At 60.7% G+C, this 22555-nt stretch carries 21 protein-coding genes; 3 read left to right on the top strand and 18 right to left on the bottom strand.

The genetic code is table 11. The features are described from left to right. The first annotated feature begins 54 nt into the window (after positions 1–54). Positions 55–1476 (top strand): alpha-L-fucosidase, encoded by a 1422-nt coding sequence (locus MOP44_RS23965; RefSeq protein WP_260792934.1) that lies wholly within the window; start codon positions 55–57, stop codon positions 1474–1476. Here MOP44_RS23965 and MOP44_RS23960 read toward each other — a convergent pair. From MOP44_RS23960 to MOP44_RS23905, 12 genes are all read right to left on the bottom strand, one after another. Further along, positions 1473–1952 (bottom strand): hydrogenase maturation protease, encoded by a 480-nt coding sequence (locus tag MOP44_RS23960; RefSeq protein WP_260792933.1) that lies wholly within the window; start codon positions 1950–1952, stop codon positions 1473–1475. The genes MOP44_RS23965 and MOP44_RS23960 overlap by 4 nt on opposite strands. A 122-nt stretch (positions 1953–2074) precedes the next feature. Beyond that, the gene (locus tag MOP44_RS23955) at positions 2075–3496 is read right to left on the bottom strand and encodes a Ni/Fe hydrogenase subunit alpha (RefSeq protein WP_260792932.1); all 1422 of its coding nucleotides are present in this window, start codon (positions 3494–3496) and stop codon (positions 2075–2077) included. A gap of 17 nt (positions 3497–3513) precedes the next feature. Further along, positions 3514–4047, bottom strand: coding sequence for an NADH-quinone oxidoreductase subunit B family protein (locus MOP44_RS23950; protein WP_260792931.1), 534 nt, complete (start codon positions 4045–4047; stop codon positions 3514–3516). Further along, on the bottom strand, positions 4044–4757 hold the full coding sequence (gene hoxU / locus MOP44_RS23945; protein ID WP_260792930.1) for a bidirectional hydrogenase complex protein HoxU: 714 nt from the start codon (positions 4755–4757) through the stop codon (positions 4044–4046). Before hoxU ends, MOP44_RS23950 begins: the two co-directional genes overlap by 4 nt. Continuing rightward, complete coding sequence (locus MOP44_RS23940) at positions 4754–6409, bottom strand: NuoF family protein (protein ID WP_313901029.1); 1656 nt, start codon at positions 6407–6409, stop codon at positions 4754–4756. Before MOP44_RS23940 ends, hoxU begins: the two co-directional genes overlap by 4 nt. Then, positions 6406–6903 carry a bidirectional hydrogenase complex protein HoxE gene (gene hoxE, locus MOP44_RS23935; protein WP_260792929.1) on the bottom strand — a complete coding sequence of 166 codons (498 nt, stop codon included), beginning with the start codon at positions 6901–6903 and terminating at the stop codon, positions 6406–6408. Before hoxE ends, MOP44_RS23940 begins: the two co-directional genes overlap by 4 nt. Positions 6904–7098: 195 nt before the next feature. Continuing rightward, positions 7099–8181 (bottom strand): hydrogenase large subunit, encoded by a 1083-nt coding sequence (locus tag MOP44_RS23930; protein ID WP_260792928.1) that lies wholly within the window; start codon positions 8179–8181, stop codon positions 7099–7101. Then, a complete protein-coding gene (locus MOP44_RS23925; RefSeq protein ID WP_260792927.1) occupies positions 8178–8621 on the bottom strand; it encodes an NADH-quinone oxidoreductase subunit C in 444 nt (147 codons plus the stop codon). Before MOP44_RS23925 ends, MOP44_RS23930 begins: the two co-directional genes overlap by 4 nt. After that, entirely contained in the window at positions 8618–9037 is a 420-nt protein-coding gene (locus MOP44_RS23920; protein ID WP_260792926.1) for a 4Fe-4S dicluster domain-containing protein, read from the bottom strand. The genes MOP44_RS23925 and MOP44_RS23920 overlap by 4 nt, the downstream gene beginning before the upstream one ends. After that, positions 9034–9948: a respiratory chain complex I subunit 1 family protein gene (locus tag MOP44_RS23915; protein WP_260792925.1), complete on the bottom strand. Its 915-nt coding sequence runs from the start codon at positions 9946–9948 to the stop codon at positions 9034–9036. The genes MOP44_RS23920 and MOP44_RS23915 overlap by 4 nt, the downstream gene beginning before the upstream one ends. Further along, the gene (locus MOP44_RS23910) at positions 9945–10439 is read right to left on the bottom strand and encodes an NADH-quinone oxidoreductase subunit B family protein (protein ID WP_260792924.1); all 495 of its coding nucleotides are present in this window, start codon (positions 10437–10439) and stop codon (positions 9945–9947) included. Before MOP44_RS23910 ends, MOP44_RS23915 begins: the two co-directional genes overlap by 4 nt. After that, positions 10436–13477: a proton-conducting transporter transmembrane domain-containing protein gene (locus MOP44_RS23905; RefSeq protein ID WP_260792923.1), complete on the bottom strand. Its 3042-nt coding sequence runs from the start codon at positions 13475–13477 to the stop codon at positions 10436–10438. The genes MOP44_RS23910 and MOP44_RS23905 overlap by 4 nt, the downstream gene beginning before the upstream one ends. Before the next feature lie 198 nt (positions 13478–13675). On the opposite strand from MOP44_RS23905, the gene MOP44_RS23900 reads away from it, so the two are divergent. After that, positions 13676–14749, top strand: a complete 1074-nt coding sequence (locus MOP44_RS23900) for an SGNH/GDSL hydrolase family protein (protein WP_260792922.1) — start codon at positions 13676–13678, stop codon at positions 14747–14749. Positions 14750–14765: 16 nt separating this feature from the next. Here MOP44_RS23900 and MOP44_RS23895 read toward each other — a convergent pair whose 3' ends face one another. From MOP44_RS23895 to MOP44_RS23885, 3 genes are all read right to left on the bottom strand, one after another. Continuing rightward, positions 14766–15533, bottom strand: coding sequence for a hypothetical protein (locus tag MOP44_RS23895; RefSeq protein ID WP_260792921.1), 768 nt, complete (start codon positions 15531–15533; stop codon positions 14766–14768). Between the two features lie 50 nt (positions 15534–15583). After that, on the bottom strand, positions 15584–16354 hold the full coding sequence (locus MOP44_RS23890; protein WP_260792920.1) for a LolA-like protein: 771 nt from the start codon (positions 16352–16354) through the stop codon (positions 15584–15586). A 168-nt stretch (positions 16355–16522) separates the two neighbouring features. Next, positions 16523–17224 (bottom strand): lipid-binding SYLF domain-containing protein, encoded by a 702-nt coding sequence (locus MOP44_RS23885; protein ID WP_260792919.1) that lies wholly within the window; start codon positions 17222–17224, stop codon positions 16523–16525. Between the two features lie 203 nt (positions 17225–17427). Between MOP44_RS23885 and hypF the strand changes: the two genes are divergently transcribed. Then, the gene (gene hypF / locus MOP44_RS23880) at positions 17428–19803 is read left to right on the top strand and encodes a carbamoyltransferase HypF (protein WP_260792918.1); all 2376 of its coding nucleotides are present in this window, start codon (positions 17428–17430) and stop codon (positions 19801–19803) included. A 20-nt stretch (positions 19804–19823) separates the two neighbouring features. Here hypF and MOP44_RS23875 read toward each other — a convergent pair whose 3' ends face one another. Genes MOP44_RS23875 through MOP44_RS23865 form a run of 3 tightly spaced genes read right to left on the bottom strand, consistent with a single transcriptional unit; the run spans position 19824 to position 22537 of the window. Next, positions 19824–20345, bottom strand: coding sequence for a GNAT family N-acetyltransferase (locus tag MOP44_RS23875; protein WP_260792917.1), 522 nt, complete (start codon positions 20343–20345; stop codon positions 19824–19826). Further along, a complete protein-coding gene (argH, locus tag MOP44_RS23870) occupies positions 20332–21774 on the bottom strand; it encodes an argininosuccinate lyase (RefSeq protein ID WP_260792916.1) in 1443 nt (480 codons plus the stop codon). Before argH ends, MOP44_RS23875 begins: the two co-directional genes overlap by 14 nt. Further along, complete coding sequence (locus MOP44_RS23865) at positions 21767–22537, bottom strand: hypothetical protein (protein WP_260792915.1); 771 nt, start codon at positions 22535–22537, stop codon at positions 21767–21769. The genes argH and MOP44_RS23865 overlap by 8 nt, the downstream gene beginning before the upstream one ends. Positions 22538–22555: the final 18 nt, after the last annotated feature.

Raw genomic sequence — 22555 nt, 5'->3', positions numbered from 1 at the left:
GGCATCCCGGTCTGGGTTGTTATGATTCCTTCGAAGCACGACAGAGGAAACAAGATGAAGCGAAACACCGGCGTTTTGTGTGCTGTGGCGGTTGCATTGCTGATGGGTGCGAGCAGTCTCCGCTCTCAGGCCCCGGAGAAATATGAGCCGACGATAGAGTCGCTGGACAAGCATCCGCTGCCGGATTGGTATGCTGGGGCCAAACTCGGCATCTTCATCCACTGGGGCTTGTACTCGGTGCCAGGGTGGGCGCCGCTGACCCATCCGGATCATGATTTCTCTTCGAATGATTACATCAAGTACGACCCGTACGCGGAATGGTATCTGAACACGATGCGGGTGCCTGATTCGCCGACGGCGCACTATCACCGCGAGCACTACGGTGATAAGGGATATTACGAGTTCGCGCCGGAGTTCAATCGGGAGTCGAGGAAGTGGAATCCCGATGCGATGGCGGCGGCATTCAAGATGGCCGGAGCGCGCTACGTTGTGCTGACCAGCAAGCACCACGAGGGGTTCACGCTCTGGCCGAGCACGACGCCGAATCCCAACCCAAGTCTTAAGCCGGCGGAATTGCACGCTGAGCGCGATCTGGTCGGCGAGTTGACCAAGGCCGTCGACAAGCAGGGGATGAAGATGGGGCTTTATTACTCGGGCGGCTACGACTGGACGTTCAATGCCGGGCCGATCCGGATTGCGTCGGACTATGAGACGGTCAAGCCGCAGTCGAAGGCGTACGGCGATTATGCGTTCGCGCAGATTCACGAGCTCATCGAGAAGTACCATCCGATGCTGCTGTGGAACGATATCGACTGGCCGAAAACCGGGCGCGCGCTGCAGGTGGAGGCGGACTATTACAACGCGATTCCCGACGGCGTGATTGACGACCGGTTCGGCATCAAGCATGCGGATTTCAAGTCGCCCGAGTACGAAAAGCTGAGCAAGATCAGCGAGAAGAAGTGGGAAGAATGCCGCGGACTGGGACGCTCGTTTGGCTACAACCGGGCGGAAGGTGAGAAGGAGACGATTGCGCCGGGCGAGCTGATTGCGCTCCTGGTGGATATCGTGAGCAAGAACGGCAACCTGCTGCTGGATGTGGGGCCGGAGGCGGACGGGACGATTCCGCCAGTGCAGATGGAGCGGCTGAAGGCGCTGGGCGCGTGGCTGAAGCAGAACGGCGAGGCCATCTACGACACGACGCCTTGGACCCATGCAGAAGGGAAGTCGGCTGAGGGCAATGAAGTGCGGTATACACGCAAGGGCGACGACCTGTACGTGACGGTGATTGGGAAGCCGAAGGCGCAGACGCTCACGCTGGCGGATGTGCCTGCGAAACAGGACGCGAGGGTGAGCCAACTTGGAAGTACGAACACACTGACTGCGGCGGCGGAAGGGAATGGGTTGAAGATTACGCTTCCGGCGCAGCTGGCGGGCGATTACGCGTACTCATTCAAACTGGCGGGTTATCTCCGCTAGACGGTTGGGCGGCGCAGTAACTGCCGCAGGGTGAGCTCAAGCAGCCCCTTGGCGTTGGGGATCGCGGCCTGCATTGGCGCGCTGAACTCTTCGCCAAGGTCGACGGAACCGGCGCCGATGGTTAGCAGGCAGGCTCTTCGCGGTGTGGCGTTGTAGAGATCCTGCGCGAGCCGCAACAGCTCGGCGGCGCCGGAATGGTGCGTGGAAACGGCCGCGGGTGGGGCGGCCTTGATTTGGCGCAGCAGAAGCTGCCCTGGTCCCAGGTCGACTGCGCAGTCGATGAAGAGAACCGACTCAGCATTGGCGATGTCCTGGGCGAGGTCGGGGGTCCACTGCTGGCGCGCGATTGTCTGTACGCCGGGTTCGCCGGCGAACCGCTCGCCGGCCCAGGAACAAAGAAATGGTCCGATGCCATCATCCCCGCGGAGCGTGTTTCCGCAGGCGAGGATCAGGCATCGGACCCAGGGAGTACTCATAAGGTTCTCCGGCATTTCCTGAGTTTCTGTGTCCTCGCCGGCGTCCTGCTGGGTCTCCGCTCCCTGATGGTCGCGGCGACTTGAGAGCATCGGCTTCGAGACAGAGCTACTCAGGAAATGCATTAGCGAACGACCTTGTCGACGACTTCACCGTCCGCTGACAGGATCGTCATGGCGAGCGGCATCTGGCCGAAGGCGTGAGTGGAGCAGCTCAGGCATGGATCGAAGGTGCGGATAACAGCCTCGACCCGGTTGAGAGCGCCCTCAGTGAACTTGCCGTTGCGCACGTAGGCTTTCGCGGCCTGCAGAACGCCCTTGTTCATCGCGTTGTTGTTGTGGCCCGTTGCCACTACCAGGTTGGCCCAGACCATCTTGCCGTCGGCGTCGACTTTGTAATGATGATGCAGCGTTCCGCGGGGCGCCTCGCTCTGGCCAGCGCCTTCAAGGCGGTTCACGCCGGCTGTTGCACGTACATGCTTGTCGAGGATGAGCGGATCGGCGAGGATCTGTTCGATCCTCTCGATTCCGTAGAGCACCTCGATGAGCCGGGCGTGGTGGTAGTAGAAGGAGCTCTCTACCGGTCCGTTGGCAAGCTGCTTGAATTCGGCCAGCTCGGGCTCGGCCAGAGGCGTGCCCATCTTCTTGACGATGTTCAGGCGGGCGAGCGGACCCACGCGATAGCTGCCCTCCGGATAGCCGAACGGCTTGTAGTAAACGAACTTGGTGTAGGAGTACGGCTCGACAGCCTCGCCGATCAGATCGGGGAACTGCGTCGCTGTGATGCTTTCCTCGACGGTCTTCCCCTTCTCATCGATCAGCCGCAATGTGCCGTCGGTGAACTCGATCGAATCGTCTTCGTTGATCAGGCCGAGGTACATCGACGGGAAGTTGGCGAAGACTTCGATCTCCTGCTTGAAGTTGGACGCGAGCTGCTTGTAGGCGGCCAGAGCCAGCTTCACGTTGCTGTAGGCCTCCGGCATCATGGCGAGGATTTCGTCACGATTGGCGGCGGTGAGCGGATCGGTGACGCCGCCGGGGATGACCCAGCCGGTGTGAATGCGCTTGGAGCCGAGCAGCTCAATGACGCGCTGGCCGAAGCGGCGCAGGGCAATGCCAGCGCGGCCGAGTTCGGGGTTCTGCGCGGCCACGCCGAAGATGTGGCGCTTGGTTGGATCGGATTCCATGCCCAGCAGCAGGTCGGGCGAGGAGAGGTGGAAGAAGCTCAGCGAGTGCGACTGCACCATCTGAGCAAGGTTAAGGACGCGACGCAACTGCGCGGCGGTGTGCGGGATGCGCACCGACATGATGGCCTCACATGCCTTGGCGGATGCGACGAGGTGCGAGACGGGGCAGATTCCGCAGATGCGCGCCATGAGGGCGGGCATCTCGTAGAAGGGGCGGCCTTCGCAGAAGCGCTCGAATCCGCGCACCTGCGTGACGTGGAAGTGAGCGTCGGCAACCTCGCCCTGATCGTTGAGTTGGATGGTGATCTTGCCGTGGCCTTCGAGGCGCGTGACAGGATCTATGGTGATGGTCTGGCTCATGACAGTCTCTGATCCTTTCAGGCTCCAAAGCGGGTGAGGGCCGGAATGTCCAGCGGCTCTCCGCTGATGATGGCAGTGAGGGCCGTGTGGAAAGTGTCGGCCGAGGGCGGGCATCCGGGAAGGAATACGTCCACTTCCACGAACTCGTGAACCGGCCGGACCACTTTAAGCAGCTTGGGCACCACTACGCAGGGAATCTGCGGCTGGAGGGTTGCGTTCTCGATGTAGGCGCGATCGAGGATGGGCTCAGGGCCGATGGGGTTGCGCATCGACGGGACGTTCCCAGTGATGGCGCAGTCGCCTATGGCGATGAGCATCTTTGTGTGCGCGCGGATTTTCTTAATCTTGGCTTCGTCGTCGACGGAAGCTACCGCGCCTTCGACGAGCGTGATGTCTACCTGGTCAGGAAAATCCTTTAAATCGACGAGGGGGCTGTAGACGAGATCGACGAACTCTGCCAGTTCGAGCAGCCGTTCGTCCATGTCGAGGAACGACATGTGACATCCGGAGCATCCGTCGAGCCATGCTGTTGCTAGTTTTAGTTTGCTCATCGCGCTTCCCTCATCAGGTTCAGGTACGGGAGAAAATCCGGGTACTTGGGGTGGTCGGATCCAATCTTGCCCTTATCGTAAAGAGCCCCGGTGGGACAGACCTGGACGCATTTACCACAGCGCGTGCAGGTTGATTCGCCCCAGTTCTCGTGAAGATCGGTAATGATCATGGAGTTGATGCCGCGGCCCATCACGTCCCACACATGCGCGCCTTCAACTTCGGCGCAGACGCGAACGCAACGCGTACACAGGATGCAGCGATTGTGATCGGCCGTGAAGCGCTCGTGGGAAGCGTCGATCGTCAACTCGGGATTGCGATAGGGCAGCCGCACGTGCGTGAGGCCCAGGTCCTGCGCCAGCGACTGCAGTTCGCAATGACCGTTCGCCACGCAGACGGAGCAGATGTGGTTGCGCTCCGTGAACAGCAGCTCGAGGATCATGCGGCGGTGCTTCTGCAGGCGCTCGGAGTTGGTGCTGACTTCCATGCCTTCGTAGATAGAAGTGACGCAGGCTGGGAAGAGCTTGTTGCTGCCCTTGATCTCGACCACACAGAGCCGGCATGCGCCGACATCGGTGAGTCCTTCGAGATGGCAGAGCGTCGGGATCTGGATGTCGTTCTCACGGGCCACTTCGAGGATTGTCTGTCCGCGAACCGCGCTGACTTCCTGCCCATCGATGACTAGAGTTTTGACTTCTGCGGTGTCGCTCATGCCAGCACCTCCTCGGCGGGCTTGGCCGTGGAGGCCGCCATGTTGCAAACGCCTGCAGTACAGCGCTTGTGCACAATGTGGTCGATGTATTCGTTGCGGAAGTACTTGAGCGTGCTCAGCACAGGGTTGGGAGCGGTCTGGCCGAGGCCGCACAGGCTGGCGCTCTTGACGGTGTCGCAGAGCTCTTCAAGCAGTTCGAGGTCGGCCATGGTGCCGGTGCCGGTACAGAACTTGGTGAGGATGGTGTACATCTGCGCGGTGCCGGCGCGGCAGGGAATGCACTTGCCGCAGGACTCGGTCATGCAGAACTCGACGAAGAAGCGAGCCACGTTGACCATGCAGGAGGTGTCGTCCATGACGATCATGCCGCCGGAGCCCATGATGGAGCCTGCCGCCATCAGCGCGTCGTAGCTGACACCGATGTCGAGCATGGATTCGGGCAGGCAGCCGCCGGAAGGGCCGCCCGTCTGCACGGCTTTGAACTTGCGGCCGTCGGGAACGCCGCCACCAATCTTCTCGATGATTTCGCGAAGCTTGATGCCCATGGGCACTTCGACAAGCCCCGTGTTCTTGATCTTGCCGGTGAGAGCGAAGACCTTGGTGCCCTTCGAACGCTCGGATCCCATGGCGGCGAACCAGCGCCCGCCATTGCGGATGATGGGTGCGATGTTGGCAAAGGTCTCAACGTTGTTGATGAGCGTCGGCTTGCCCCAGAGTCCGCTGACCGCGGGATAGGGCGGACGCGGCCTTGGTGTGCCGCGGCGGCCTTCGATGGAGGCGATGAGCGCGGTTTCTTCGCCGCATACAAAGGCGCCGGCGCCCAGGCGAACTTCTACATCGAAGCTGAAGGGCGTGTTGCCGATGTTGCTGCCGAGCAGACCGCGGCGGCGCGCATCGCGCAGGCAGGCCTGCAGGCGGCTGACCGCCAGCGGATACTCTGCGCGCACATAGACGTAGCCTTTGTTGGCGCCAACGGCGTAGGCGGCAATCGCCATGCCTTCGATGACGCGCTGCGGATCGCTTTCGAGCACTGAGCGATCCATGAATGCGCCCGGGTCGCCCTCGTCGCCATTGCAGATCACGTACTTTGTTTCGCCGTGAGCCTTGGCAACGGTGGACCACTTCAGGCCGGTGGGATAGCCGCCGCCGCCGCGCCCCCGGAGTCCGCTCTCGGTGATCTGGCGGATCACGCCGCTGGGCGTCATGTCGTTCACCGCCATCAGCAGGGCGCGGTAGCCGTCGTGCGCGATGTAGTCTTCGATCCTTTCGGGATCGATCTGGCCGGAGTTTTCCAGCACTACATGGACCTGCTGGTCGAAGTGGTCGCGGAGCTCGCACTGCAGCTCGGCCACTGGCTTGCCGCCCAGGCTGTCAACGATCTTCTGGGCGTGGCCTTCTTCGACGTGCTGGTAGAGCACCTCGTCGGGGTCGACCAACACCAGAGGTCCAGCCGCGCATAAGCCCATGCAACCGGTCCGGCGAATCAGCGCATTCTTGCCGCTGTCTTCCACTGTTTTGGCCAGGGCGTCCTTCAGTTTGTCGGAGTTCTGGCTCAGGCAACCGGTGCCCATGCAGACGTTGACTTCGTAGTCGAACTTGGCGTTTTCTGCGCGGACCTGTTTGGCGATCAGATCAAGCTCTTCAATGGTCATTCCACCGCCCACCTTTCCAGTTGCTCGATCATGTGCTCCGATGACATCTGTCCGACCATCTGGCCGTCCGTGAGAACGACGGGAGCGCGTCCGCAGGCGCCCACGCAACGGGCAGTCATCAGGCTGATCTGGCCATCCTTGGTGGTGTTGCCCGCAGAGACATTCAGGTGTTTTTCTGCATCGGCCACAAGCTTGTCTGTGCCCTTGATGTAGCAGGCCGTGCCGGTGCAGATGGTCATGGTGTGCTTGCCGGGAGGTTTCAGGCTGAAATAGTGATAGAAGGTCACCACCCCGTAAGCCTGGCTGAGAGGAACTTTCAGCGATTGCGCCACAAAACGGATGGCCGTGTCGTCCAGATAACCGAACGACGATTGAACTGTATGAAGGGTTTCGATCAGTGCGTGGCGGGCGAACCCGTTTTTGCGCATGGTGCCATTGACGATTTTCCAACGCTTGTCGTCACTGGGCAGCGGGGGCGGTGTGAATACTGGCACATTTCCTCCCGATCGCGACCTTTCACCGCGTGGAACTCGTGCGGCGATTCTTATTGCGCGTCGCGTTCGCTTCTTTATAGTCAAAAAGCAACACGATTGGCCGTGACATCTGTCACTTAAGAATGTGCCCGATGATACGTCGGGAAGATTTGTTCGCAATTGGCACTATTGCCAGTTTCTGGAAAGTAACGGGCGTCACCTGTCAGTGCATGAGTAGCAGGGATCGATGGATGCCTGGATGAGCGGCGTATCCGCGAGGCGGGCGCCCATGACCATGTAGCGGACGGCAGGCATGTTAGCGAACGTGGGCGTGCGCACGTGAACACGTGATGGATTGCGGGAATGTTCCTTCCACGTAACGCTATACATGACTTCACCGCGCGGCGCTTCGACACGAGCTGTGGCTGTGCCGCTGATGAAATTGAACTTGCCGTCGCCCGTGACGATTTCGCCGGGGGGCATGTTGCCCAGCGCCTGGCGGAGGATTTTGCAGCTTTCGAGAATCTCAAGCGCGCGGACCAGCAGCCGGGCCTTTACATCGCCGTCAGGCTCAACCGGCACTTCGAACTGCATCTCTTCGTAAGCGGCATAGGGAGCGTCGCGGCGGAGGTCCTGCCCAACTCCCGAAGCGCGCGCAACCGGGCCGACGACGGCGAGCGATAAGGCCTTCTCATGCGTGAGCACCCCGATGCCCGCGCACCGCGACATGGCTGTTCTGCTCGTTGTGAAGATGGGGATGACGGTGCGCACCATCTCCCGCTCCAGGACGTCGATCATCGGGAGGAGCGAGAGCGGGTCTTCGATATCGCGGTTGACGCCGCCGATGCAATTCATTGAGTAATTGACGCGATTGCCGGAAATGGCTTGGAGCACATCCATGACTTTCTCGCGTAACTCGAAGCATGTCATGAACATGGTCTTGAAGCCCATGAGTTTGGCGGCGATTCCGGCCCAGAGGACGTGCGAGTGCAGGCGTTCGAGCTCGGCCATTGCCACGCGGATGTATTTCGCGCGCGGAGGGGGCTCCAGGCCGGTGAGCTTCTCCATGGCCTGGCACAGTGTGAGCGTGTGGATGAAAGAGCAGATGCCGCACACGCGCTCCATGAGGGCGACCACCTGGATGTAGTTGCGCGTCTCGGCCAGGTGCTCAATGCCGCGGAAGTTGAAGCCGATGTGCAGTTTCGCTTCGCGCACGGTTTCGCCTTCGCAGGTCATGTCGAGCTTGTAGGGCTCTTCCAGCGCGGGGTGGAATGGGCCCATGGGGATTTTGTAGCTCATTGCAGGACCTCCTGCTTGGGCGTTGGGCCAGGCTGGCCGATTTCGCGCAGATTGACGCCGATGGCGGCTCCGCTGCGTATCTGCAGAGGCTCATACTCGCGGCCGGTGAAGTTGATGCCGAAACCCTCGTGGATTTCGCGTTCGATCCAGTCAGATGCTTCGCAGAGGTCGTAGATGCTGTCGGTTGAGCTGCCGGCCACATTGAATCCAAAGCCCAGCAGACGGCCGGCGAGGTCCCAGTGATATTCGAGGCGGAAGCCTTCGTCTTTTGGCAACTGATAGGCGGTGATGGTGACAAAGCGCGCTCCGGAGGCATTCATGCTCGCGGCCACTTCGCGCACGTTGAGGCCGTGCTCGTCGAGCCAGAAGACGCCGCCCCGTTCAGTCCATATACCCGGAACTTCGGGCATTGCGGGGAGAGTGCTTGCAGGAGTGCTCATTGTGCGCCTCCGATGTTGGAGGTTGCGGGAGTTGAGGTCTGCGCGGCCGGTGCAGTGGCGGGCTTGACGGTGGCCTTGCGTGCGACGGTATAGGACTTCTTCAACTCGCCGGATGTGGTGTAGATAGGAGGCGGGGCCATTTCCTGGCTTAGCGCGTGATCTTTGCAGCCCTCAACGCAGCGGCCGCAGAAGGTGCACTGGCCGGGGTTGTAGCTCCACGTGAACTCGCCCTTGCCGCCTTTGAAGTCAATGGCGCGCGAGGTGCAGCGGAACTTGCAGATGGCGCAGCCGCCGCATTTGTCGGGGTCGAACTGGACGAGCCCGCGGAAGCGCTGCGTTACGCGCGGCCGTTCGGGGAAGAGCAGCGTCCGAGGGCCGCTCCAGAAGTTCTTCCACAGCATGAGCAGCATGTTCATGACCTGAACCTCATGAGGATGGCGGACGAGACGACCAGGACCGCGAAGACGAGCGTGCACTGCCAGTAGAAGCGGACTGTGTTATCGATGGCGATGCGCGCTGTTGCGGCTGCGACTGCGGCAAGCAGAACAACAAGGCCACAGCACAGCAGAACGAAGACAATGGCCGCCAGCCACCATGTTCCTATTTGCGGGGCGACCAGCGTGGCGACAAGTCCGGTAGCGGCTACCCATTCGAGCCCGTGCGAGAGCTCCCACATGGCAAGCTCGGGGCCGGAGTATTCGATGATGGGGCCGGAGTAAATCTCCTGTTCCGCATTGGGTAGTGAGAACGGATTGATATGAAGCTTGGCAGGCAGGCAGATGACCAGCGCGATGATGCCGAGCCAGAGCAGCGGCGATGGCGGCAGGTGCGCGAGAGCGTCGAGGCGGAAGGTGTGCTGCGCGGCGGCAATGGAGAGGATCGCCAGCAGGAACACCACGTTGTACGAGACGGTGAGGGCAGCTTCGCGTGCCGAGCCGATCTCCGAGAAGATGGAGCGCGAGGAGAATCCGGCTGCGATGATGCAGATGGGCGGCACTTCAAGCAGGGCGAGCAGCAGAATCAAGTCGCCCTGGAATCCGCCATACGCGGGTAGCACGGGTAGGAGCGCTACTGCGCCGGCCGTGGACGCAACTGCGAGCAGCGGCCACAGTCGCATGAGCAGGCCGACGATGCCGGGACGATCAGGCGTGTCTTTGCCGAGCAGTTTGACGAAGTCGTAGAAAGGCTGCATGAACGGGGGCCCGATACGGCCCTGCATGAGGGCGACCGATTTGCGTTCGACCCAGAGGAAGAACCAAGCCGCCGGAACACAGAAGAGAAGTCCGGGAAAGATGAGCAACCGCGCCAGAGCGGTGAGGAGATTCATGCCTGCACCTCCGGCGCTGCTTCAGGCTTCGGCGCTTCTGGCGGAGAGGGCGATGCGGCTCGTTCTGCCAGGATGGTCGCGGCCTTGACGATTCCCTGGATGATGGCGTCGGGACGCGGGGGGCAGCCGGGTACGAAGACATCGACAGGGATGTGCTTGTCGAGCGGCCCGTCGATGGTACGGCTGTCGATGAATACGTTTGTCGTGGCCGGGCAGGAGCCGATGGCGACTACAGCTTTCGGATTCAGCACCTGGCCGTAGACGGTCTCGATTGCGCCGACTGCGTTGCGGGTCACTGGTCCGGTGATGCAGAGGATGTCTGCGTGGCGCGGGCTGCCTTCCAGTTGCACTCCAAGCTGCTCGGCGTCGTAGCGGGGAGTGATGGCGGCGACGAGCTCGATATCGCAGCCGTTGCAACTGCCGGAGTTCATGTGGAACAGCCAGGGGCTGCGGCGGCGGCAGGTGCACATAAGCCGATCCAGGGCCTTCATAGGCGGCCTCCTGTGAGCGTCTGCAAAAGGTCTGGCCACGCTCCGCCGGCCAGCAGAATGAGGAAGAGTACAACGATCGCTGCCTGCACGAGGCGTGGCTCGCGGCCGTCCTGGGAGACCGGTTCGTCAGGGGGACCCCACCAGTTGCGCGTGAGAGCGAGCGTATACGCGATCAGCGCCAGGATAGAAGACGCGATGAATACGGCGGCAAGCAGAGGACTGATGCGCAGTGCTGTTTCGTAGAGGCGCCAGCGACCGATGAAACCGAGCAGGGGTGGGACCCCGAGCATGGCCAGCATGCCGAAGAGGAATCCGAAGGCGCTGACCGGATATCGGCTTGCGAGTGCGATGGGGTTTGATTCCAACTCACCGCCTGCTTCCGGCGCGCTCAGGCACGCGAATAGCAGCGCTTTGCCCAGAGAGTGCGTGGCGGCGGCGGCGATGGCCCCGTCGATTCCAATCTGCGTGGCGGAGGCGGCGCCAAGCAGAAGGAAACCGACGTCTTCAACCGTGGAGAGCACCAGGAGGCGCTTCAACGATCGCTGCGAGAGCATGAGCAGGGCTGCCAGTAATGAGGTAAGTGCGGCAGCGTAGAGGATCGTCGCTTGCGGTATGAGCACGCCGGGATTGGCCTGAGTGGCCATGAGAAACTCACCGAACGCGGCCATATCGATCACCGCGATGATGAGGCCGAGCACCACGGCAGGCACCTCGTCGGCAAGCCGAAGCAGCCAGAAGAAGAGGGGTACCGCGGCGAGCTTTACGCATATCCCGGTGAGGAGCAACGCGCGCTGCCACTGGCTGCCGGCGTCGAGCATTTCCGCGGCGATGCTGGCCGTTGCGGAGATCGCGACGACCGCGAGATACACGTTTTTGGCTGTCTGGCTGCGCGCCGTTTGATAGACGATCACCACCGTGAGTAGCGCTGCTAATTCCAGCAGGCCAAGACGTAGCCACGCTCCCGGCATCATCAGGCCGCCCACGGCAGAGGCACCGGCCAGCAGCATCAGCGACGCATGCGCTCGTGTTCCTTTGATCGCGAACGTGACTGCGAGCAGTGCCGTAGCGGCAACGCCACACGAGGCGATCATCAGCAGGGGAACCTGCGGGAGTTCTGATGCCGGGGCTGCCGTTATGGACGGCGCTCCAGGCAGGATCCAGCGCAACGCGGCAAGCACAGCAGCAGCAAGGGCAACTACGAGCCAGAGCGCATTCTGCTCCATCCATGCAACACCAGCGGCGAGCACGCGCGATGCAGCCTGCAAACCCTTCCAGACGCCAAGGTAAGCACGATCGACATTCGTCCATTGGAAGAACGAACGCCAGTTCTGCAGGAAGATATCGGAGAAGTCGCCGGCGGTCAGGCGGTCCCGATCCGGGAGGGGCTCGCCTCCAGTGAAAATGCCGCCGCCGCGTCCGCCCAGGACAGCAGTTCCGCCAGCCGAAACTGCGACGGGCACGGGCCGCGCCGCGTAGCCGATCGCATAGATCAGCCCGCCCAGGACCAGCGAAATGATAGCCAGCATCAGGCCGCCAATCGAGGAGAACATGCCCGCATCGGCGGAAAGGCCCAGCCACGTGACATTTACTCCCTGCCCAAGGGAGAAGGCCCTCAGCACAGGATTCAGCAGCGTGTTCACGGCCAGTTGCGGTGCAATGCCAAGGACGATGCTTCCTGCGGCCAGCAGGCCCATGCCCCATTGCATGGAGATGGGCGACTCATGCGCATTCTCGGTCTTCTCTTCCGCGGGACCGAGGAACACTGCGCTGGTGGCCTTGGCGCCGATGAACACCGTGCCCAGGCTTGCGGCCCACGCGATCATGGCGGGAATCACGTTGTTTGACTGCAACGCGGCTGCATACAGCATCCACTTGCTGGCGAACCCGCTCATCAGCGGGAACCCCACCATGCTGCCTATGCCGATGAGCCACGAGAGGGTGGTGCGCGGCATCTTGGGAGCCAAGCCGCCAAGCTCGTTCATGTCGCGCGTGCCGGTGGCGTGCTGGACCGACCCGGCCGTGAGGAAGAGTCCGCCCTTGAAGAATCCGTGATTGAGGCAGTGGAGCAGGCCCGCCGTGATGGCTAGTGGAGTGCCGATTCCCAGCCCCATCATCATGTAGCCGATCTGGCTGACCGTGGAGAAGGCCAGCATTCGCTTCAGGTCGGTCTGCACCATGGCGTACATCACGCCGACTGCCATGGTGAGGGTGCCAATCCACATCAGGCTCTGGCCCCACGACGCCGGCCAGGCGCCAAAGCTGTGCAGCCGCGCGGCCAGATAGACGCCGGCTTTCACATAACAGGCGGCATGCAGCAATGCGCTTACCGGGGTGGGAGCCGCCATTGCTTCCGGGATCCACGTATGCAGCGGCACCTGAACTGATTTGGCAACCAGCGCAGCCAGCATCAGGAAGAACACACCACCGGTGAACGCATGCGCGACGGCGGGGTCGGTCCACAGGGCGGTTCCGGCGCGGTAGTAGAGCAACAGGATCCCCGCCAGCAGCCCGTACCCGGCAATATGCGTCATCAGCAGCACCTTGCGCGCGCCGCTGACGGCCTCTGGGTTGGTGTACCAGAACCCCACCAGGCTGAAGGAACACAGGCCGACCAGTTCCCAGCACAGGTAGAAGATCAAGAGGTTTGCGCTGAATACGAGCCCGACGAAGCCGGCGATAAAGACCAGCATCGACGCGTAGAAGCGCGTTGCCGCCTTGTCATGCGCCATGTACCCGATGGAATAGAGCAGCACAAAGCCGCCGATCCCCGTGCCCATCAGGGCGAAGAGCACACTGAGTGCGTCGGCGTGCAGCACAAGGGCCAGGGGCCCATCCCATCCGGCGAGGTTCGCGTGAATGGCCTGCCCGGACTGCAGCAGCGGCGCCGTTCCGGCGACTGCCAACAGCGCGGGCAAACACGAGAGTGTGGCGACGATCCCCTTGATTCGAGCCGAACAGAGCTTCGCAATGAGAATCTGCAGAGCGGCACCGGCCAGAAGGGAACAGGGCGCAATGAGAATGAGAGCGACGTCCGACATGCGCCGGGATTTTAGGCCAAGAGTATTTCTTTAGTATGTGATCACACGCACATACAATTCACCGGAGAGTGTTCACTTTACAAATGAGACTTAGCCGGAGATGCTAGCCGTTCGGAGCTGACCGCCGCGATTCTTTCGGTTGACGAGCTAAAGCTGCAGACCTCACGGCAGAAAGATCGCGTTCGTTTGGAACCTCATGTGGCTCTGATGAAGCTTAGCTTTGGCATGCTTGTTGCATGTGTGATCTGTGGCTGCGCCACTTTGCATTTTCGCGGTTATCCAGGACGCTATGACGCCTTTGGCGACTCCATTACCAGGGGAGGTGGACTCGAGGAACCGAGCCAGGCGTATCCATTTCTCGTCGGCATTGCAGAAAACGTCCAAGTAACGGACTATGCCCTCGGTGGCGATCAGAGCTGCGACATAGCGGCACGGCAGATTTTCCCTCAGGGACTGAATCCGCCGCTCGCTGACCTTCCGATATCCACAGTTCTGATCGGAACCAACGATGTCGATCATCGTGGCGTGGGGCGATATGAGCAGATATTCATGCAGTGCCATCTTGCTGTGGTCACCTGGCTGGGTCTTCCGGCGGAGCATAAAGTGCTCGCAGGAAGCCCGGATTCGAGTGTCTCAGGGCCGGTCGAAATGGAGACCTTTGGTCGATTCAAGGTCTGGACTACCAGGCATGACGGCGCTTCTGCAAGCTTTCGCGTTGGATTATCCAAGGCCGGCTCCATCTATGCATGGCCGCTCATCGACGACGATTCAGACGCGTCCTATAGCTATGCAATCGACGGCAAGGTAGTCGAAAAGTTGCGGGTGCGCCCCAATCCTTTAATAAAAACCGCAAATGGAACCACAAAATCGCTGGGATTTATCAGAATTACGAACGTGGATGCAGGCCAGCACGTCGTGCAATTCACACAAGCCAGTGCGGGGGATAGAGGTGTATCCATTGTCGGGATAGGCTCTCCCGTTGTCGAATCAGGCGATGTTCTGCCAGTTGTCCTTCTCGGTACGATCCCTGCTCAACGGCATACTGGCGAGAACATAGGGTGCCTCTCTTCGGACGCCGCCTGCCTTCAATACACCCAGGACATCACGGATGATCTGAACCTGCTCTCGTCAGACGGCTTGAATCTCAGGCTCTTCGACACACGGAAGTACATGTTTGGAACTCCTCGCGAAATGTATGACAATCTGCATCCGAACGCAGTGGGGCACAGGGAACTCGCTAGATCGGTCGAGGCCGTTTGGCCAGCGAAGTAAATGGGAGATGGCGGCGTCAGCCTAATTGGGGCAGCCAGTCCGAGACTCCGAACAGGAAGATCAGTCCGATAAGGCAGCTATAAACTGCGCCGGCCCACGCAATTGCGTGATAGAAGCGAGGATGGAATGCGCCGGATTTGAACGCGCCGCCCAGCGACGCCGTCATCAGCCCATTCATGGCCACCAGACCAACGCAGAACGCTGCCAGTCCCAGAAGCCCATTACCGGTCCCCCCCAGGCTCTTGGCCAGGAAGAACAATGCCAACTGGCTGGGTGTTTCCGCGCCGATCCCGTGCAGCATCCCGATCAGAAAGACCGATTTGCCGGTATACATCCAGCGGAACCGCTCCGGCCGCGGCAGGTCGGGATTCCAAGTGCGGCGGACACGCCACGCGCCCCAAATTAGCCCGTTGATCGCAATGGCCAGGCGGCTATCCACCCGGTTGTGATGGTGTCCATGCTCCGGCTTGCGCAAAATGCCCGCCACCACGCCGATGCCCAGCACGATAAGGGTGACGCCGATGAGCCGTTCCGTCCAGTGATCGAGACCCTCGGGCAGGCCCATGTGCAACTGGAGAACCGCCACACCCAGCGCTGCAACCATGAAGGCGTGACCCAGCGCGTAGGTGATTCCCAGGCGCAATCCGCTCATCCAGTTCCGCTGTACGGCGGTTATGTCGGAGATGGCGGCCAAGTGGTCGTAATCGAACCCATGCCGCAGCCCCAGCACGAGGCAGGAACCCAGCGCAGCATCGAGTCTCCAGTCGCCAGTGAGCAGAATCACACCTGAAGTATAGAGCAGGACCTGTTCACCCGGTCTGCGTCATCCGTCACTCAACGGACGCCCTTCACGCCCGCCTGTCCAACGGTCTGCGGACCGCTCGAGCCGCTGCGGAGCGTCATTTCGTAGCCGCTGTAATCGATGTCGATGGTGGTTTGCCCCAGCAGCCAGCTTCCGGCCTCGGCTTCTGCGTGCGTCGCCATCGGCAGCCCATTGATGTTGGTGTATTGGCGCGAGACCTGGCTTGCTCCTGCCAGCACCGAGGCGGCCTTGGATGACACGCCATCCAGCTTCACGATCGATCCGTCCTGAGCGTCTACCCAAATCGTCCCCCGGAACAGGTACGGCGAGCTCTTCTTGGGCACGATCGCCACCAAGTTGCACGCGCGCCCGTCCACCATGTCATCGCCCTTCACCGTCATCGTGTAGTTCGCGGTGGTCAGCACAGCCTGGGCTCGGTTGGCAGGCTGGGTCATCATTCGCTCACTATCGAGAATGCGGCCGAGGACCTCTTTGAGCAGTAGTTCCGATCCGCTCTGCGACAGGATCACATAGCTCTTCCCGGTTTCCTTGCGATACGTGGTCTTGACCGTCATCTCAGCGGCGGGATGTGTCTTGTCCGCTCCGCGATACACACGATAGAGCTCCGTTACCGTGTAGCCGAGCAGGTTCTCGTCACGGTTTGTAACCGAGGCGTCGATCTTCTTGATCGTGGCGTTGCGGTCAGGCCGTTGCGCAAGAGCCGCTGTGGAGGACAGGGCAATCGCGAAGAAGGCCAGGATTGCAAACTGCTTTCTGTAGTGAAGGAAAACTGGATTCACCATGGGCCGGATATGGTCTCGACGTACAGAATACGTTGAGGCGAGCGGCGATCACAACGAGCGGTTATCAAAGCATTGCTTGTATAAAGCACGAAACCCCAGCCCTGCCGCAATGGGCGTGGCTGGGGCTTCGTGGTCGCTGCAATCCGCGGGGCAGCGGATCGCGGTGAGTTAGTCGTGTGCCGCGCTGGCTTCAGCCTTGGCGCCGCGCACAGCCGCAAGGAATGCATGCGAAGAGGCCGGCGGGGGAACCTTGCCGGTGAGTACGGAGCGCTCGTTCACGTCGGGCCCGTAAACGGCTGCCATCGAGTCCTTGTCTTCATGAACCGCCGCGCCGTTCAGTGTCAGGCCTGCAAAAGCGCCCTTCGCGCGCGAGTAGGTGAGGATTTCAGCGTCCATCTTCCAGTCGGTATTGGCCGAGGCATGACGTCCGACCGGGCCGGCGGCTGCCGAGGCATCGCCGCCCACCTTGAACTTGCTTTCGAGCAGATGCTGCATGCCCTTGTCGTTCTGGAATATCATGACCAGGTCAATGCCTTCCACTCCGATCTGAAGGCCCCAGCTTCCGCCTTCAATCGAGAAGAACGCCGGTGCGCTCCAGCCGTTTGCGGTGCGGCAGGTGGCTACGCCGCGGCCGCCTTCTGCGCCGAACACGAAGCCGCCTTTCACCATGTGGGGAACCACGGCCACGCACTTCGCATGATCCATCACTTCCTGCGGAACGCCCTTGTCGGGCGCATCCATAACGGCGTGCAGCACAGCGGCAGCATTATCCAGACGGTCGGTGGCCGCTTCCTTGGGCGTCTTGTCGGATGCCCAACCCAGGCTCGCAACGCCCAGCACCGCGCTCAAAACCATAACTTGTTTCTTCATAGATCTACTCTCCTGACTCGTCCTTCCTGATCTTGTTGCGATAGCTATCGCGGGCGCCCCGCCCGCTGATTTTGCCGCAGTGCAGACGCACGGCGCGGCCTGACTGCTGTTGAGTTATATGGTGTTTTCTATCTTTTGGTTGCTCATAGCACATTTCGCGTAGTGATGCCATTCACCTTGAAGTCTTCGAAAATAAAGAGGATGTGCCATACAACCGCGCGTGCGGTATGCTGAGCCTGACCATCAAGAGCGAGCCCACTGTGGACCCTTCCTCCGCACAACACCGAATTCGGAAATCAGTGCTGGTGCGCGGAGTGGTGCAGGGCGTCGGCTTCCGTCCCTTTGTTTATCGCCTCGCGATGCAAAACGCCCTTGGCGGGCACATCGGCAATGACACTGATGGCGTGACGATTGAAATCGAAGGTGCCGAACATGCTGTCGAAGACTTTCTGCATCGACTAACCTCTGACGCTCCGCCCATCTCGCGCATCGATTCCGTGCAGGTGAGTGAACTCACCCCCGTCGGTGAGACCGCATTCACCATCGTGCACAGTCAGGTGCTGGGCAAGGTCAGCACCGGTATTCCCGCGGACGCGGCCACCTGCGCGGATTGCCTGCGGGAATTGCTCGATCCGCAGGACCGACGCTATCGCTATCCGTTTCTGAACTGCACCAACTGCGGACCGCGCTTCACCATCACGCGTCGCATTCCCTACGATCGGCCACAGACGTCGATGGCCGCATTCCCAATGTGCGCAGCGTGCCGGGCCGAATATGACGATCCGCTCAATCGCCGGTTTCATGCGCAGCCTAACGCCTGCTGGGACTGCGGCCCTCGCGTGTGGCTGGAATCGCCGCGGGGCGAGAAGATTGCTTCCGATGACCCAATCGCGCAGTGCATCGAAGAATTGCTGGCAGGCCGCATCATGGGCATCAAAGGCATCGGCGGCTTTCACCTCGCGGTGGATGCAACCAGCGAAGAAGCTGTGACGCGTTTGCGCGAGCGCAAGCATCGCTATGGCAAGCCCTTGGCAGTGATGGTGCGTGACATGGAAGCGGCGCGCTCTCTCTGCCTGATCAACGACGAAGAGTCCGCGCTGCTGCAGACGTCGGCCCGCCCCATCGTGATCGCCCGCGTCCGCGCCGGAAGCGGCTTTGCACCGTCTGTCGCGCCGGGTATTCCGTGGCTCGGCGTCTATCTGCCCTATGCGCCACTGCAGCATCTGCTCTTTGCCGACACGCGCGTTCGCGCGCTCGTCATGACCAGCGCCAATCTCTCGGAGGAGCCAATAGCCATTGATAACGCGGAGGCCCGGCAGCGCCTTGGCAACATTGCTGACGCCTTCCTGATGCACAATCGCGAAATACTGCAGCGTTGTGACGACACTGTTACTGCGATCGTCGATGGCGCGCCCCAATTGATTCGCAGAGCTCGCGGATACGTTCCCCTCGGCATTGAATTGCCCTTTGATTCACCCCCGCTGCTTGCAGTCGGCGGTCATCTCAAAAGCGTCTTCACTCTTGCGCGCGGCCGCTATGCCTACCAGAGCCAGCACCTCGGCGATCTCGAAAACCTTACCGGGCTCGACTTCTTCACTGAATCGCTCGCGCATCTGATGCACACGTTCGAGATCGAGCCGCAAGCTGTTGTGCACGATCTTCACCCGGGTTATCTCTCAACCACCTGGGCGAAGCAATGGGCCGCGGAGCACAATATTCCCACCATTGCCGTGCAGCATCATCATGCGCACATAGCGGCCTGCATGGCTGAGCACGCCATTCAGGGCCCCGTGATTGGCCTCTCTCTTGATGGCACAGGGTACGGCACAGACGGCCGGATCTGGGGCGGGGAAGTACTCATCGCGAACCACGACAGCTTCGAACGCTTCGCCCATCTTGATTACGTTGCATTGCCGGGTGGCGATGCTGCGGTGCGCGAACCGTGGAGGATGGCGTTCGCGCATCTGCTCGCTGCCGGATTTTCGGAAGAAGAAGCGGGAAAGCTCGTCGGCGCATCCGGGCAGGAGACACGTTTACTCTCGCGCATGATCGAGCGTGGCATCAACGCGCCGCTCACATCCAGTCTTGGCCGCCTGTTCGATGCAGTGGCCGCTGTTGTATTGAACCGCCGGAGAGTTGACTACGAAGCGCAGGCAGCTATTGAACTCGAAGGCGTTGCGGTCGACGAACCGAACGACGCCGCGGGATACGAACTCACTCTCGTTCAGGGTGACTGGGCCAAGCGTGAGCCGATGCGTATCAACCCGTCAGTGCTGTGGAAGGAACTGGTCGTCGATCTGCGCAGCGGAGTCACCCCGGCTCAGATCGGCGCGCGCTTCCACGCAGGTGTCGCAGATGCCTTCTTGCGCGCAGCAGTTGCGGCACGCGCAGCGAACGGTGTCGCTACGGTTGCGATGAGCGGCGGCGTGATGCACAATCGCCGCCTCGCTCGCTCGTTGAGAAGGGAGCTGGAATCGCAAGGCTTCGAGGTATTCGCGCACCGTCGCGTGAGCCCCGGTGACGGCGGTCTTAGCTATGGTCAAGCGGCGATCGGCGCTTCAAAGCTTAAAGCTGTCTAGCACGGTTAACACTGCTGCTCCTAGCCCAACAGCCGCACTAGCTCCTGCGCTTCCTTACGGGGTCCCAGAATCGAGATACGCGGCAGCCTGCCGCGCACCATCGATACTTCGTCGCAGCGGTGTAGGCGGGGGCAGCTCTGGCAATCCTTGAAGATCTTGTCGGGTAGGTCGGCCTTGTCTTCCACGACGCGAAAGCCGTATTTGAAGAAGAAGTCGGGAATGCGCGTGAACAGGCACACGGACTGGATGCCGTGCTCCTCCGCCTCTTCAATCAATGCGCTCAGAATGCGGCCGCCGGCACCCTGGCCTTTCGCTTCAGGCTTCACTACAATCGAGCGCACTTCGCACAGATGCGGGCCATAGAGATGAAGCGCGCCGCAGCCGAGAAACACGCCGCCGTCCGATTCTGCGACGGTGAAGTCGCGAATGTTTTCGCATATCTCTGCGAAGGTGCGCTTCAGCAGCGTGCCGTCGCCCGAGAGCGAGTTCACCAGGTCGTACACATTCGAGGCATCCTGCAGTCGCGCCTTACGCACCAGCATGAACGGCCTCCTCTGCGGATTCCGATAGCGCTGCAACACCCTTCCGCGCAGCTTCGAGAGCCTCGCAAACACGCTTCCGCGCTGTCCCGCCTATCACATCGTGGCAATCGAGCGTAGCGCTCAGGTTGATCTCGTTAGAGAAGTCAGCTTCAAACTCTTCGCCGAACTGCTTGAGTTCATTCAACGGCAATTCGCCGAGTTCCACGCCCTTCTCCAGCGCGTAGCGCACCGCATTGCCGATCTTCTCGTGTGCCGTGCGGAAGGGGATTCCCTTATGCACCAGGTACGTCGCAGCAGCCATGGCGTTGAGGTAGCCCGTCTGGGCCGCAGCGTTCATGCGGTCGAAGTTGAACTCCAATGCGGCCGTGAAGCGCGCGACGAGTCGCAGCATTTGCGGAACAAAATCCACTGCAAACGCGGGCTCCTGGGTCTCCTGCATGTCCTTATTGTAGGCGAGAGGTAATCCCTTGATTTGCAGCGTGACCGCTTCGGCGGCACCGTGAATGCGTCCGACTTTCGCGCGCAACAGCTCGGTCAAATCGGGATTTTTCTTCTGCGGCATCGCGCTCGATCCAGTCGAAAACGCTTCGGGCAGATTCACGAATCCGAACTCCGCCGTCGCAAACAGCGTGATCTCTTCAGCGAAGCGACTTGCATGCAGCCCAACAAACGTCAAGGCCTGCAGATACTCAAGTACGAAATCACGATCGCTGGTCGCATCCATGGAGTTCGCGGTGGGCGCCGTGAAATTCAACTCGCGAGCTGCAATCGTGCGGTCCAGAGCCAGAGTCGCGCCAGCAATCGCGCCCGATCCTAGCGGACAGTAATTCAGGCGATCTGCGCAGTCGCGCAGCCGCCCCGCATCGCGCAGAAGCATCTCGGTGTACGCCAGCAGCCAATGGGCCACCAGCACAGGCTCGGCACGCTGCAGATGCGTATAGCTCGGCATCACCGCGTCACCGGCCGCATGCGCCAGCTCAATCAGCGCGCCCGCCCATGCCGCGATCCCTTCGACGACCAGCCCGACCTGCTTGCGCACATACAGCCGCAGGTCCGTGGCAATCTGCTCATTGCGACTGCGTCCTGTGTGCAGCTTGCGCCCGAGCGAGCCCACGCGTTCCACCAGCGACAACTCAACGTAGTGGTGAATGTCCTCGGCTATGGCGTGATCTCGCACCTTGGCCTTGCCCGCATCGGTCGCGAAATCGCCAGCAATCGCATCCAGTGCTGCGCGGAGCTCCGCTCTTTCACTCTCTGTGATGATGCCGGCTGCACACAGCGCGGACGCATGCGCCTTGCTGGCCGCGACTTCCTCTTCCAGCAGCCGCCAGTCAAACACGATCGACCGCTGCCACTGTTCGAACTCGGCATCAAGCGGCTCACGAAAGCGTCCCGACCACATCTTCCCGGATTGTTGTTGATCAGTCATGAGTGCTCGAAATTGTCGATGGATTCTGTTTGCCAAAGGCTTGTACTGGACATTGAATGTCTCTGTCTCTGTCGTAGGGATACCAGTGCAACTCCCTTTCGCGAGGATTGAGTTGATTCACTTCAGTGATGTTTGTCGGCGCGAATTCTAGACCCGAATCGTGATCAACTCCGTTCCAGAAATCAACGGCAGTCATAAACATCCCGTCCTGGTCGAAGAAGCGAAATTTCCAAGGTCCTACCACTGCCTCTTGATTGCCGGATTGCCAGCTGTAGTGGAAGCCGAAGCCCTTCATTCGGCCAAACCGAAGCTCTCCTGAATGCTTTCGATTAGCCAGATTCGAGAAGGAATCGGAGGGCTTCAAAATGAAATAGCTCTCATACTCAACTGAGCCCAACCATTCGCCTGCGGTTGGTTTCGATTGCGTCCTAGGCGTAATTTGAGTAATTCGAAGTGCGCCGAATTGGTCGCCTTTGCGGATTAGTAGGAATTTTCCGATGGGCAGGTTAACTCCGGATGCATGAAAGCAGAAGCCAGCTGCGCCGGCGGCCGTCTGAACAGATTGACCGGTGGAGGGAGAAGTCAGAGTTGCCGCAAGCAATAGGAACAGGCAGAGGAACCGTCCCGACCACATCTTCCCGGATTTTTGTTCGTTCGATGTCAACTTCTGACCAACTCCTCTGGCCCACTTCAGCCCAGTGCACAATGATTCGACGATCAGCACGATCAAAAGTCCAGCCGCCGGATCTCCAGCGGCTGGCAAGAAGCTAAAGGAAAACCT

The sequence above is a fragment of the Occallatibacter riparius genome (assembly GCF_025264625.1).
GTDB classification, from domain to species: Bacteria; Acidobacteriota; Terriglobia; order Terriglobales; family Acidobacteriaceae; genus Telmatobacter; species Telmatobacter riparius.
This window is presented reverse-complemented; position numbering and strand designations above follow the sequence as displayed.